The following is a 14267-nucleotide window of genomic DNA, read 5'->3' on the forward strand; positions in this document are numbered from 1 at the left end:
ATGTTTCATCAATTGTCGAGTTAATTAATTAAATGAAAACGATTAAAATCAATAGGTACCGTTCTTCTTGTTCGGCTTCTTTTCAACGTTAAGGGAAAAACCTTGTCTCAAAAGTCCTATTGTTGTTAAATAGTTCATTTTTAACATTATAAGTAGCTTGCTTATAATGTCCTTACGAGCTTAATGTATATTTATACTGTATATCTGCTTTTCATCCTATTATTTCGCTAACTTTTGAAGTTCTTCAAAGAATGTAGGATATGATACGCCTACTGCTTCTGCATCTTCAATTGTTGTTTTTCCTTCTGCTAGACAGCCAGCAATCGCGAGCATCATTCCGATGCGGTGATCACCGTAACTATTTACTGTATTGCCTTTTAGAGCTGATTTTCCGTATATGATCATGCCGTCATCAGTTGCTTCTATGCGAGCTCCTAGTTTCGTTAACTCCGCAACGACTGTATCAATACGGTTCGTTTCTTTTACTTTTAATTCGTGTGCATCTTTAATCACTGTAATTCCTTCTGCTTGTGTTGCTGCTAAAGCGATAACTGGAATTTCATCGATTAGTCTTGGAATAATATCTCCACCAATTTCGATTCCTTTTAATGAAGAAGTTTCGATTGTAATGTTCGCAGCTGGTTCTGATGCGCCTTCATGAATCGGTTCTACAGTAAACGTAGCACCCATTTTCTCTAAAACATCTATAATACCTGTACGTGTTGGGTTCATTCCTACATTTTGTAATAGTAGTTTACTATTTGGGATAATTGCACCTGCTACTAAGAAAAATGCCGCTGATGATACGTCACCTGGCACATGGACGTCTGTTGCTGTTAACTTCTGTCCACCCGCCAGTTTTACAGTTTTCCCCACGCGAGTTACCTTTACACCGAACGCTTCAAGCATTCTTTCCGTATGGTCGCGGGAAATATGTGGTTCTGTAACAGTTGTTACACCTTCTGCACGAAGTCCTGCAAGTAAAATAGCTGACTTTACTTGTGCGCTTGCTACAGGTGAAGTGTACTCAATTGCTTTTAAATCTCCGCCACGTATTGTGAGCGGCGTAAATGTTCCTTCTTCTCGGCCATCAATATTTGCGCCCATTTGTTTTAATGGATTTGTTACACGTTTCATCGGTCTCTTTGCGATAGACGCATCACCTTGTACGCAAGAGAAAAATGGTGTGTTAGCCAAAATCCCTGACATTAAACGTATTGTTGTACCGGAATTACCAACATCTAATACAGCTTTCGGTTCTTGTAAACCTTCTAATCCTTTTCCAATTACCGTAACTTCGTCTCCATGCTGCGTAATCTCTACTCCCATTTCTTTAAAACAAGAAATCGTACTTAAACAGTCTGCACCAGGTAGGAAACCTTTAATTGTTGTTTTCCCTTCTGCAATTGCGCCGAACATAACAGCGCGGTGTGAAATGGACTTATCACCTGGGATTGTAATTGCGCCATTCAATCCGTTAGTTACAGGTTGTATTGTTGTTTCTTTCACTTTGTCACCCTCTTTTTTAAATTGTTTCATACGTTTGGTATTCTTCTTTTCCAAGCGCCAGCTTTGCTTTCATCCGATCGTCTTCTCTTTGGAAACTAATACGTAATACCCCAAGCAGTCCTTCTCGCGCTTCTAATATTTGCAAGTTCGTAATACTAATTTCTTCGCGCGCCAAAATACTCGTTATATGAGCCAATGCACCTACTTTATCTAAAACATCGACGTATAAGTCATGATAGGCAGGAATTGCACCTCTCTTTCGTACTGGTAAAGAATCACGGTATTCTTTTGCGTCAGCAAAATAATTTTGTATTTCACCCGCATCTCCTTTAGAAACCGTCTTATATAAATCTTCCATTTCAGAAATCCATTCTTCTAATAGCTCCAATAAATGCTCACGGTTTTGTTTTACAATATCACTCCACATTTTCGGACTACTTGAAGCGATACGTGTTATGTCTTTAAATCCGCCTGCCGCAAGTTGATGAATAAGCGGGTTATCCCCTGCATGTTTCTCAACTTGTTTTACTAATCCTGCCGCTATAAGATGCGGGAAATGACTAACAATTCCTGTTACATAATCGTGTTCTTCTGTATTTAAGACGAGAAAATGTGATCCTGTTCCTTTTAACCAACCTTTTAGTTCTTCCACTTGTCCATTTGGCACATGGTTCATTGGTGTTAAAATGTAAAATGCATTTTCAAATAAATGTGCTTTTGCACTTTCAACTCCAGTTTTATGAGAACCTGCCATTGGATGTCCACCAATAAAAGAAACTTCCTTTGAAAATAAAGCTTCAGCTTCGTTCATAATCGTTCCTTTTGTACTACCAACATCGGTCACTATAACATCTTTTCGTAAACGAAATGACGCTAATTTGTGTAATAACTTCTTCGTTTCTTCAACTGGAGAAGCAAAAATAATTAAATGTGCCTCTTCACATGCACGCTGTAAATCTACTGCTACTTCATCTACTACATGTAATTCTTTCGCACGCTCTACTTGCTCTTTAAATATGTCATATCCGGCAATCGTTACTTCGTGTTCTTTTTTTATTGCTAATGCAAGTGAGCCTCCTATTAATCCTGTTCCAATTAATACTACCTTTTTACACATTTGCCTCATCTCGAGACTTACTTTTCTTATTTTCAAAGTGTTGTTTTAGCACTGAAATCACTCCTTCATTTTGCTCCCTTGTGCCGACTGTAATACGGACACCATTCGGGAACGGACGAATAATAAATCCTGCGTGTGCACAAGCTTCATAAATCTCTCCACCATTATCTACTGGTAAGAAGATGAAGTTTGTTTGCGACGGATAAAATGGAATTTCATTTTCCTTACAAAAACTTTCGTATTGTTGTAATCCCTCTGTATTAACACGTACAATTTCTTCAATAAATGCTTCATCGTTAAAAGCAATCGTCGCTGCTTTTTGCGCTAATGAAGATACGTTAAATGGCAAACGTACGACATTTAAATTCTCGATTAACTCTTCGTGTCCAATCGCATAACCAACGCGGAAAGAAGCTAATCCATACGCTTTAGAAAACGTTCTAAGTACAAGAATGTTGTTATGTTTTTCTAGAAGCGGTAATGTCTCAGGGAAATCTTTTGCTGTTACGTATTCATAGTACGCTTCATCAATGACAATTAACGTATTTTCACTAATGCTTTCAATGAATTGAGTCAATTTTGACTCATTCACATATGTGCCTGTCGGGTTGTTTGGATTACAAATCCAAACGATTTTTGTATTGTTATCAACTGCTGATGAAATTCTGTCTAAGTCGTATACACCGTTATTTAAAGCAACTTCTTTCACTTCACAGCCTTCAATAATTGCATGATGACGGTACTGCGGGAATGTTGCGCTAGCCGTTACAATATTATCTCCAGCTCGTAATACGGCGCGACTTATTATTTGAATGACCTCATCTAAACCACTACCGCAAAGTATTTGTTCCATTTGAACATTTAATTTCTCTGCGATTGTTTGACGGAGCTTTGTAGCACCTCCGTCAGGATATAAAGCATGTTCCAACCATGATTTTTGCAATTCTTCTAAAACACGTGGGGAGCAGCCGAATGGATTTTCATTCGATGCTAATTTCACAAATGAATGATCTCCATACACTTCTTTCATTTGTTCAGGTGATTTACCTGGTTTATATGGTTGTAATGATGATAGTTGATCTTTTACTCGCATGTTAAATCCACCTTTTCATTAAAATTCTTTTGCGTATTTGTTATGTTGCGTAATGTTTTGCTTTAATAATTCCATACGGTCTTTTCCGAATTGTTCGACTAGCGCATCTGCAAGTTCCCATGCTACAACAGATTCAGCAACAACACCGGCTGCTGGTACTGCACAGCTATCAGATCTTTCTATACTCGCTTGGAATGCTTCTTTCGTATCAATATCAACACTTGCTAACGGTTTATATAATGTAGGAATTGGCTTCATTACGCCTCTTACGACAATTGGCATACCTGTTGTCATACCGCCTTCTAAACCGCCAGCATTGTTTGTTTTTCTCGTGTAGCCTTTTTCTTCATCCCACATAATTTCATCGTGCACTTTACTTCCCGGCTGTCTTGCCGCTTCAAAACCAATTCCGATCTCAGCACCTTTAAACGCATTCACGCTCATAATAGCACCGGCAAGTTTTGCATCTAATTTGCGGTCGTAATGAACGTAACTACCTACTCCAATTGGCATTCCTTCTGCAATGACCTCAACAATACCACCGATTGAATCTCCGCTGCTTTTCGCATCATCAATCGCATCCATCATTTCTTGTTCTACTTCTTTATCTAAACATCGAACTGGTGAATTTTCAGTAATCGTTTGAATTTCTTCTATCGGTAAGTGAGTAATATGCTTCGCTTTTACCCCACCAATTTCAAGAACATGTCCTGCGATTTCTACACCTAATTCTTTCAAAATTTGTTTCGCAACTGCACCAGCTGCAACTCTAACTGTCGTTTCTCTTGCAGAAGAGCGCTCTAATACGTTTCTTATATCACGATGGCCGTATTTAATTGCCCCGTTTAAATCCGCATGTCCTGGACGTGGCTTTGTAATCGTACGCTTCATTTCTTTACTTTCTTGCTCTGAAATTGGTTCTGCGCCCATTACTTTCGTCCAATGTTTGAAATCATCATTTTTTACGATTAGCGTAATTGGTGAGCCAAGTGTCATCCCGTGACGTACACCACTTACAATCTCAACTGTATCTGTTTCAATTTGCATGCGTCTTCCGCGCCCATGCCCTTTTTGTCTTCTTAATAACTCTTTATTAATATGTTCCGCCGTTAATGTTAAACCTGCTGGTACACCTTCTAAAATAACTGTTAACTGCGGCCCATGTGATTCTCCAGCTGTAATGTATCTCATTTCTCTTGCCCCTTTACTATTTTTTTGTACAAAAAAGTCCCTACTGAGCGCTCAGTAGGGACGATGTTTATCGCGGTACCACCCTAGTTGTAGACTTATTTCGTCTACCTCTCTTCTTCTTTAACGATCATTTGACCGTCCTTCCCTCCAAAGGTTGGCGAGAAAGATGCTCCGAGGCTGTAATTCATGCTTACCTTTGTGCTGATTCACACCGACCATCAGCTCTCTTTAACAGTGAGATAAGCACTACTGTTTCCTCTTCAGCGCATATATGATATGGAATTAAGATAATTTATTTTTGAAACCTTTTAACTCATCCATGAATCTATGGAATTCTGGAATATCCATTTGTTGCGCAGAATCTGATAACGCAACAGCTGGGTCTGGATGTACTTCTGCCATTACTGCATCTGCTCCAATTGCAAGTGCCGCTTTCGCTGTTGGTAATAATAGATCTCTACGTCCAGTTGAATGCGTCACGTCAACGATAACTGGTAAATGTGTTTCTTTCTTTAAAATCGGTACTGCTGATATATCTAATGTGTTACGTGTCGCTCTTTCGTATGTGCGAATACCGCGCTCACATAAAATAATTTGGTCGTTACCTTGCGCAATAATGTATTCCGCTGCATTGATGAACTCATCAATTGTTGCTGCTAAACCACGTTTTAATAATACTGGCTTGTTAACTTTACCTACAGCTCGTAGTAAATCGAAGTTTTGCATGTTACGTGCGCCAACTTGAATTACATCAACGTAGTCTAGCGCCATTTCAACATCGTTCGGATTTAAAATTTCACTAATAATCGCTAAGTCGAACTCATCTGCTACTTGGCGTAAAATTTGTAATCCTTCTACTCCTAAACCTTGGAAATCGTATGGAGATGTTCTCGGTTTGAAAGCACCACCGCGCATTAATTTTAAACCTTGGTCTTTCATTGCTTGCCCTACTTGGCGAACTTGCTCTAAACTTTCTACTGCGCAAGGTCCCATAATGAACGTTTGTGTTCCGTTTCCAATCAATTCGCCTTTCACATTAACGATTGTATTTTCTTTTTTCTTTTTACGTGATACTAGTAACGCTTTACGGTTATCATCTTCTTGTAATTCTAAGCTTGCTTTGAAAATCGTTTTGAAAATATGTTGAACCGTTGACGTTTCGAATGGTCCTTCGTTATGCTCTGCGATCATATCAAGCACTTCACGCTCACGTACTGGGTCAAAACGTTTCGTACCTTGTACTTGTTTTTGTTCCCCAATTTTTTGAACGATTTCACCGCGTTTGTTTAATAGGTGTAATAGTTGTAAGTTAATTTCATCTACCTGTTTACGTAATTGATCTAATTCATGATTTGCCATTTGGAAATCCTCCTCTAATGTTTTAAAAGTATAGTAAGAGAATGAAAAATTCTCTATTTTCAGAACTGGTTAATTATACAAATTTAAAGTGGAATCGATACCTCTTCTTATTTTAAACTAATAATTACCATAAAGACACTAACTACTAGTTAATAAGCCACTTTTTTTGTACAAAAAAGCCCTACTGATTCAATCAGTAGGGACGATATTTATCGCGGTACCACCCTAGTTGTAGACTTATTTCGTCTACCTCTCTTCATTGTTAACGATCAATGTGACCGTCTTTCCCTTCATAAAGATAATACTATCTTTACTACGAAAAAGATGCTCCAGGACTGTAATTCGCTCTTGTTTTTGTACTGGTTCGCACCAACCACCAGCTCTCTGTTACAGGGAAACAACAACTACTGCTTTTCCTTTCAACGCATGTTTATTATATTTTCAAGTTGGACCGTCAAAATACAAAAAGTCCCTACTGAATAAATCAGTAGGGACGATATTTATCGCGGTACCACCCTAGTTGTAGACTAAATTTCCGTCTACCTCTCTTCACTGTTAACGATCAATTGACCGCTCTTTCTTCATAAAGACAATCGTATCTTTACTACGAAAAAGATGCTCCAAGACTGTAATTCATGATTATCCCTGTACTGGTTCACACCAACCACCAGCTCTCTGTTACAGTAAGACTAACCACTACTGTGATCTCTTCATTGCACTTTGTTTATTCAAATGTTTTTGAAATTGAATAAGTATGATTCGTATTATAGAACGCTTTTCAAAACACTGTCAACAACTTTTTATTTATTTTTTTAAAATTCCGCTTTCACCCTAGAATTCTTCTTGCAAATTCTCCATTACTATTCCGATACGAATCATCTCATTTTCAATTAATTTTAATACGTGTTTTTCTACTCCATAATCAATTAATTGTTCTTTTATTTGTATGATTTCCTTCTCAAGTAAATCAGCTTCTTGACGTGTTTGAAGTAAAATAAAAAAGACATTTGCATAAAGCCCTTTATATTCTTTCATGCTATTCTTCTTTTCAAGCATCTCAGTAAATAACTGTTTCATTTCCTCTTGATTGCATTGCCCTTCTACACCTAGAAATTTACTTGATATAATACAAAGTCCTTTTTCTAAAATCTCATCCATACATAATACAATACGTAAAATCATCATATATTCTCTCGTAGTTATTACACCCATTTTCGGACGTTCTCTTAAAAATACACTTAGCCATGCTGTCCAAAATTTTTGTTGTTCTTTTCCGCTTAACGTTTTTACGTAGTAGCATACATACTGCATAAATTTAATTTTATTATTTTCGTTTACTTGCATTAAGAGTGGGTATAACCAATCTGTTTTTTGCTCCCAATACAGTACACATTTAATAAATACAAAGCTAAGCCATTTTAAAAACGCTTCTCTCGTATACGGATGTAGCACCTCTAAATGTTCTACCGCATATTTAATATATCTCTTCATTTCTGTAAATAAAGGTAAATTAATTTGCGTATAACATAATCCCGCCCACGCATACTTGGTCAGCTCATTTTCTTTCTTTAAATCTAAGTAGGGTAATATATATTTTCGGCACCATTGCTTCTCAATATGGTATAAAAACGTAATATCTGCTGTTAAGCGAGCGAACATAAAGTTCGTTCTTTCCGAAGTAACCCTTACCTGTTCCTCAAATAAAAATAAATATTCATACACATTACGATCATATAAGTGATCGTATGCTAACAGTTTTAGTAATACAGCGGTCATCTTCCCAACAGGATGCTGTATAGACTCATTGTAAAACTCTTGTTTTCCAATCTTAAAATCCGTTTCCCCTCTCATAACTTGTGGAAATACTGAAAAAGCAAAACGCTTTACAACCCGTATACTATTCTCTTCTAGCTCTTCTAATCGATTGCTAATTTCATATAGAAAACTACTAATTAACCAATGAAAAGTATTATTTCTAACAAACTTCTGCAATAACGGAATAATCCTTTGAATTTGCTCACTCGTTAAATTCCTATTATTTCTCCACTCTCTAATACAAACAAACCACACTTCATTACTAATTTCATGTACGCCTACTAGTTGATAAGCAAACGAAACACTCCACTCTACATTCAATTTACATGCTTTTGATAACATCTCTAAAAAATGGCGTTGCTCAAAAACACCATCTTGAGAAAACTGTAGAACTTGCTTCATTATTTCATCGTCTTTCAGCTGTAGTAATCCATCAGCTGTTACATTACAAGTAATGCTTTGTTCAATATATTCTTTCTTAGGAACACTGTATCGATCAGAAGAAAAATGAGGGTGCTTCTGTTTCATTAATTCATATCCTTCTATCGTGCATCGACTATTCGAATCACATGCAAATAATGTATCTAGAACGAGACAAGCATCAAACGCCCTCTCTTCTGCAAGATGTTCTAATACAGTTTGGATAATTTCCTCTTTTGTTTCTTCTAAAGCATCTGCATAATAATTCTTTAAAAGTTGAAACACTTCATGTTTATATGTGACATCTAGCAGAAGGCCTTCATGTAGTAACCACTTCAGTTTGACATCCGCAGTAACGAATACATTTTTATTCATCGCTTCAATCGCAATTCGCTTTTGAAGTACACTATCTGTTTCTATCATTTCTGTAATATAATAATCCGCTTTTTTCTCATTGTTTTCACATAAATATGTAAGACACTCTTTTACAATTTGAATTAAAAACGTAAAATCATTTTGCTGTAACTCTTGCTCTGAAATTTCTCTATCTCTTTTTTTTAGTACACTTTGTCTTAATGATAATAGTTGTATCTTTTCTAATCCCATTACCATAATAGGAGCAGCATAGTATGAGATATGTGGTCTCATTTTCTCTTTCCAAATTCGCTCTACATGAGAAAAAATAGGCACTGGTAAACGACTCGATTCCTCAAGTTCTATCGACTCTTGCATATCATTTCCCCATCTTCTTACACGTTTCAATTTAAGTTTCCCGTCTAAAATAAACGTTAACAACAACAAGCCAATTTCTTTATGTTCAGGGAAAGAACATTTTTGCAATAAGTATGAGATCATTTCAATTGAGCTACTATCTTTCTCTGCTGTTTCTAATAAAAGCAATGTCCATCTTGCAAACAACAAAGGATCCATCGATTCCTTCGTTTCGTTCAAATAAGTACAAATTGTTCGCCACAATAACCGGGATATTTTAGAATGATTTTTAAAAATCATTTGAAATAGTTCTTTTTGATGAGTAAAAAGGAAGTGCTCCACTAACCATTCCGCAAGTAATTCATCAACTTCATCATAATTTGCTGTAAGCAGAAATAAATTTCTTAGTTTTCCCTCTGCTTCAAGCCATTCCACCCATTCGTAATCACGAGCAAATTCAACAAAGTACCGAACTGTTTCTATTTTTTTTATTGATTGTTTTATATAGGATAATTGCTCCTGCTCTACTGATGGAGGAACAGTTACAATATCACGAATACGCATTCTTTTCGTAATATAATTATCACCCATTAATTCCGCCCATCGTTTCACCGCTTTCACAAGTGACTGGTGATTATTTGCTTTATTCGGATACACAATAGGTCTTATCCCTAAATGTTCCCAATGGTATGTATTATCACCTTGTGCGACGAAAGCATAACGCCTTGTACTCGGTGGTAACCCTGTTGCTAAATATTTCATTACTGGGTCATTATGACTATACCCAACGAATAAAACGGTGTAATTCGAAAATAAATCCACTAGAAATCGTCTCGCCCATCCTTCCGTTAAGTAAGCCCTTCCAAAATCACCATCTGTTAAAATTAAAGCTTCTTTCTCCTGCTCTATATTCCCATGTATGTAAGCTAAGCCTTTAAACGCTCTCCCTGTCGGTAATGCAGGTGCATAATAAATATTTAGCTCTCTATTCATTTCCTTAATTGCATACGTAAAATGTTGATCAAAGTTTGTCGTTACAATGCGAACATCCGTATCTAACGGGAACAACCTTGGAATGGCATAATGTAATGGATTCGGTTTTGATTTTTCTATATTAACGAGATCTCTTGCAACTTGGTGTACATCTTTCGTTTTCGCAATTTTACCAAGATAATAATCGTGTGGTTCTGTCATCTCACGTTTTTCGACATATAAAGCTTTCGAAATTTCATCAACTAAATCATCGAAATTCGGTAAGTTTGATTTCCCTTTCATAGAAACTCCCGCTCCAACGAATAGTACTAACTTCCCTTGTTCAAGATGATCAATTAACTCATCTGGAATTTCTACTTCTGAAGTAATCCACATTCCGGATTCCCCCTTACCTAAAAATGTCATCTACTCTCATTTTACTATAACATTTTTTTGTTATTTTTATAATATTTAGATAAAATTTCAAACATGAAAAAATTTTATCTAAATAAATCCGTAACAATGTATGAACTCCTGAATTTATTGCAAAACTATGTATAAATCGGAGGTGTAAATATTGAATGATTTTACTGTAATAGTAATCAAATTTATATCATGTATTATCGCTTTTAGTATTGGACTCGCTTTATTTTTCCCCGCTACGTTCGTCCAAATTATTTCTTTTAGTCTATTTGTTACAATCGTTTCTTATATGTTTGTTGATAAAATCATTTTAAATCGAATTGGCGATTCTGCTGCCATTATGACGGATTTCTTACTTACGTATTTAAGCGTTTGGATTTTCGGAAATATTTTATTAGACAACTACATGCAAATCGCATGGGGCAGTATCCTTTCTGCCATCGTCTTTACATTATCAGAAGTAATCGTCCATCGTTTTTCTCATTCACGTACTCGTCATAACAACGATAATATTCGTATTAATCGCCGATTTGCGTATGGTACGGAGTTTGCTGAAGAACAGAATGTGTTGGATAAAGATAAGAAAAAGTAACGTTTTGATGAAGGAGTTCCCTTTTGGATAAGGTGGTGCTCCTTTTTTACATTATCATTACGGTGAATGAAATTATATTTGCGACTTTTAAGATTTATCGACAAAAATAAAAAGAAGCTGTTCCAAATTTCCATTTAGAATAACTTCTCCTTCAACACTTACTTACGCTTCTACTTTTAAATCTTTTAACGCAATAACATCCGCAAATGCTCCCAACACTGCGTTATGATGCTTCACAATGTCTTCAGCACGTAATACATCTGTATCGAACGTGCTATGGGCATCACTTACTAACGTTACTTTATATCCTTCACTAAATGCTCTGCGTATTGTCGTATCCACACAATACTCTGTTTGCATTCCTGAAATAATAACGTGTTCAATTCCTTTTTCTTGTAACACTTCGTTTAAGTTTGTCTTATGGAATGAATCTGGCGTCGTCTTTTCAACGATACTGTCCCCTTTTTGCGGAGCGATCGCCGCATGTACTTTCCAGCCATATGTACCTTTTTCTAACGGATGATCTTTTGGTCCGTTATGTTGGACATAAATAACCGGAAGACCATTCGAACGACATTCCCCAATAAGTTCTTGCAAAGTTTCTAAAAACTTTTCCCCATTATGTACTGGCATTCCCGCTGTATACATACCTGCTTGCACATCAATTACTAATAATGCTTTTTTCATTTCGCACAGCTCCCTTTGTTTGTATAAGCCATTACATACTCATTATAATGCTTTATATTCCACCATCCAACAATCTTCTAATTTCCCTTCATGCAGTTCATGTTCCTTTAATATCATCACCTTTTTAAATCCACATTTTTCATAGCACTTAATCGCACGTTCATTATTTACTTTCGGATCCATTGCGATTGCTTCTGCTCCCATTTCACCCATAATGTATGTAATCGCTGCCTGAACGAGTTTTGTTCCAATTCCCTTTCCCCAATAATTAGGCTCACCAATAAATTGGTCCATCCCCCATATATTTTGTGATTCTTCATATCCATATAAAGCTTTCCATTCAGAATCAACAGGATACATTTGTATGTAACCGATCGGCATTTCATCAAATTCTACTATGCATCTTTTTTCATTACTGTTTGGATTATGTATAAAGTGATTAAGTACCTTTTCTACAGATTGCGGATTATCTCTTCCTTCGTAATACTGTAAAACTTCTGGATCTGTTAACCATTTAGAGATGATAGGTGCATCGTCTTTTGTTACATATCTAACCGATAAATTATTGTTTTGAAATAACATGTAGCACCTCGTTGCTAGTATTTTATAAACTGTTAAACTTTATTTTACATCATCATCTTTCTTATTTAATTACTTCTACTCCTCCCATGTATGGACGCAATACTTCTGGGATTATAACTGAGCCGTCTTCTTGTTGGTAGTTTTCTAAAATAGCTGCTACTGTACGCCCTATAGCTAACCCAGAACCATTTAACGTGTGCACAAATTCTGGTTTTGCACCTGATGTACGACGGAAACGTATGCTTGCACGACGCGCTTGGAAATCTTCACAGTTTGAGCAAGAAGATATTTCACGATATACCCCATAACTTGGTAACCAAACTTCAATGTCATATGTTTTCGCAGCTGGAAATGCTATATCAGCTGTACATAATACGATAACTCGATAAGGTAATCGTAACAATTGTAGTACTCTTTCGGCATTCGCAGTTAATTTTTCTAACTCATCGTATGATTCTTCCGGCTTAGTATATTTAACCATTTCAACTTTGCTAAATTGGTGCTGGCGAATAAGTCCTCTCGTGTCACGTCCTGCACTACCAGCTTCAGAACGGAAACATGGCGTATGAGCGGTAAAATTAATAGGCAATTCTGCATCATTTAATATTTCGTCACGATAATAGTTCGCTAATGGTACTTCCGCCGTTGGAATTAAAGAGTAATCTGTGTCTTTTAATGTAAATACATCTTCCTTAAATTTCGGGAATTGTCCGGTTCCTATTAAACTATCGCTATTTACGATAAACGGTGGAATCACTTCCGTATATCCATGTTCTTCAACATGTAAATCTAGCATAAAGTTAGCTACTGCTCGCTCTAAACGTGCTCCCAAGCCATTGTAATATACGAAGCGGCTTCCTGTTACTTTTGCTGCTCGCTCAAAATCTAGTAACCCTAATTTTTCAGCAACTTCCCAATGTGGTTTTGCTTCAAATGAAAATTCGTTTATTTCTCCCCACTTACGTAATTCAACATTATCATCTTCTGATGCTCCAATAGGAACTGTTTCATTAGGTATATTTGGTAATGCCATTAATATAGAATTCAATTCCTCTTCTACATTACGTAACTCATCATCTAACGTTTTAATACTTTCTCCTACTTCACGCATTTCACTAATAAGTTCATTAGCATCTTGTTTTTCACGCTTTAACTTCGCAATACGCTCAGATACTCCATTACGTTTACTTTTTAATTCTTCTACTTCTACTAACAGTTCACGACGATTTTGATCTAATTCTTCAAATGTATCCAATTCAAGAAACTCTCCACCGCGATTAATCAATTTTTTCTTTACTTCTTCAAAATTAGCACGTAATACTTTTACATCTAACATGTCTTATCTCTCCTTTAATAAGTGACTAATGTCATCTTCTTCGTTCACATTAAGCTTTTAAGATAGGGAATTTCACTAAAAAACACAAAAAACTCCCGTCCCTATAAAAGGGACGAGAGTTAACCCGCGTTGCCACCCTAGTTGAAAGCATAGAAAATATAAGCTTTCCACTTAAAAAATTAACGGTTTTTAACCGGAAACGATTACTAACTTCACATTGAAGGGTTCCACATTTCACTCAAGGACGGATTCACAAGCGCTTTCTATCGGTTTACACCACCCACCGACTCTCTAAAAGAAAAGATACTTGTTACTACTTCCTTTCATAACTTTTAAACAATATAAATTTTAATTATCATTACTTTACAATAATTCTGTTTATTTTTCAAGAAAATATTGTATCTTTAAAATAAAGAGTTCATATAATCAAACCACAAATAAACTGGAGGTTATTTACGAT

Annotated in this window: 10 protein-coding genes and 4 other annotated features; of the genes, 1 reads left to right on the forward strand and 9 read right to left on the reverse strand. The window is 36.2% G+C overall.

What is annotated here, in order from left to right:
* Positions 1–219: 219 nt before the first annotated feature.
* The 6 genes from aroA to LUS72_RS14630 all read right to left on the reverse strand — a co-directional run bounded on the left by aroA (position 220) and on the right by LUS72_RS14630 (position 10613).
* The gene (gene aroA, locus LUS72_RS14605; RefSeq protein WP_097830472.1) at positions 220–1509 is read right to left on the reverse strand and encodes a 3-phosphoshikimate 1-carboxyvinyltransferase; all 1290 of its coding nucleotides are present in this window, start codon (positions 1507–1509) and stop codon (positions 220–222) included.
* Between the two features lie 16 nt (positions 1510–1525).
* Positions 1526–2626 carry a prephenate dehydrogenase gene (gene tyrA / locus LUS72_RS14610; RefSeq protein WP_097830435.1) on the reverse strand — a complete coding sequence of 367 codons (1101 nt, stop codon included), beginning with the start codon at positions 2624–2626 and terminating at the stop codon, positions 1526–1528.
* Complete coding sequence (gene hisC, locus LUS72_RS14615; RefSeq protein WP_097830434.1) at positions 2619–3719, reverse strand: histidinol-phosphate transaminase; 1101 nt, start codon at positions 3717–3719, stop codon at positions 2619–2621. Before hisC ends, tyrA begins: the two co-directional genes overlap by 8 nt.
* Positions 3720–3737: 18 nt before the next feature.
* The gene (aroC, locus tag LUS72_RS14620; protein WP_097830433.1) at positions 3738–4910 is read right to left on the reverse strand and encodes a chorismate synthase; all 1173 of its coding nucleotides are present in this window, start codon (positions 4908–4910) and stop codon (positions 3738–3740) included.
* A 53-nt stretch (positions 4911–4963) separates the two neighbouring features.
* Positions 4964–5183, reverse strand: a binding site (T-box leader).
* Between the two features lie 9 nt (positions 5184–5192).
* Positions 5193–6269 carry a bifunctional 3-deoxy-7-phosphoheptulonate synthase/chorismate mutase gene (locus LUS72_RS14625; RefSeq protein ID WP_001273571.1) on the reverse strand — a complete coding sequence of 359 codons (1077 nt, stop codon included), beginning with the start codon at positions 6267–6269 and terminating at the stop codon, positions 5193–5195.
* Between the two features lie 195 nt (positions 6270–6464).
* Positions 6465–6701: a binding site (T-box leader), on the reverse strand.
* A gap of 54 nt (positions 6702–6755) precedes the next feature.
* Positions 6756–6992 (reverse strand) — a binding site (T-box leader).
* A gap of 108 nt (positions 6993–7100) precedes the next feature.
* Positions 7101–10613 (reverse strand): DUF4020 domain-containing protein, encoded by a 3513-nt coding sequence (locus LUS72_RS14630; RefSeq protein WP_264446783.1) that lies wholly within the window; start codon positions 10611–10613, stop codon positions 7101–7103.
* 151 nt (positions 10614–10764) lie between these two features.
* Between LUS72_RS14630 and LUS72_RS14635 the strand changes: the two genes are divergently transcribed.
* The gene (locus LUS72_RS14635) at positions 10765–11202 is read left to right on the forward strand and encodes a YndM family protein (RefSeq protein WP_071746320.1); all 438 of its coding nucleotides are present in this window, start codon (positions 10765–10767) and stop codon (positions 11200–11202) included.
* Positions 11203–11364: 162 nt separating this feature from the next.
* Here the strand turns inward: LUS72_RS14635 and LUS72_RS14640 are convergent, their stop codons facing one another.
* The 3 genes from LUS72_RS14640 to serS form a co-directional block, all read right to left on the reverse strand.
* Positions 11365–11889 carry a cysteine hydrolase family protein gene (locus LUS72_RS14640; RefSeq protein ID WP_264446787.1) on the reverse strand — a complete coding sequence of 175 codons (525 nt, stop codon included), beginning with the start codon at positions 11887–11889 and terminating at the stop codon, positions 11365–11367.
* A gap of 42 nt (positions 11890–11931) precedes the next feature.
* On the reverse strand, positions 11932–12471 hold the full coding sequence (locus LUS72_RS14645; protein WP_264446788.1) for a GNAT family N-acetyltransferase: 540 nt from the start codon (positions 12469–12471) through the stop codon (positions 11932–11934).
* Between the two features lie 61 nt (positions 12472–12532).
* A complete protein-coding gene (gene serS, locus LUS72_RS14650; RefSeq protein ID WP_264446790.1) occupies positions 12533–13807 on the reverse strand; it encodes a serine--tRNA ligase in 1275 nt (424 codons plus the stop codon).
* A gap of 105 nt (positions 13808–13912) precedes the next feature.
* Positions 13913–14143, reverse strand: a binding site (T-box leader).
* Between the last annotated feature and the right edge of the window lie 124 nt (positions 14144–14267).

The sequence above is a fragment of the Bacillus cereus genome (genome assembly GCF_025917685.1).
GTDB lineage: Bacteria > Bacillota > Bacilli > Bacillales > Bacillaceae_G > Bacillus_A > Bacillus_A cereus_AT.

Excerpts from the sequence above, each read along its gene's own strand:
- tyrA (WP_097830435.1), bottom strand. The coding sequence starts at position 2,626 with ATGTGTAAAAAGGTAGTATTAATTGGAACAGGATTAATAGGAGGCTCA.
- hisC (WP_097830434.1), bottom strand. The coding sequence starts at position 3,719 with ATGCGAGTAAAAGATCAACTATCATCATTACAACCATATAAACCAGGT.
- aroC (WP_097830433.1), bottom strand. The coding sequence starts at position 4,910 with ATGAGATACATTACAGCTGGAGAATCACATGGGCCGCAGTTAACAGTT.
- LUS72_RS14625 (WP_001273571.1), bottom strand. The coding sequence starts at position 6,269 with ATGGCAAATCATGAATTAGATCAATTACGTAAACAGGTAGATGAAATT.
- LUS72_RS14630 (WP_264446783.1), bottom strand. The coding sequence starts at position 10,613 with ATGACATTTTTAGGTAAGGGGGAATCCGGAATGTGGATTACTTCAGAA.
- LUS72_RS14640 (WP_264446787.1), bottom strand. The coding sequence starts at position 11,889 with ATGAAAAAAGCATTATTAGTAATTGATGTGCAAGCAGGTATGTATACA.
- LUS72_RS14645 (WP_264446788.1), bottom strand. The coding sequence starts at position 12,471 with ATGTTATTTCAAAACAATAATTTATCGGTTAGATATGTAACAAAAGAC.
- serS (WP_264446790.1), bottom strand. The coding sequence starts at position 13,807 with ATGTTAGATGTAAAAGTATTACGTGCTAATTTTGAAGAAGTAAAGAAA.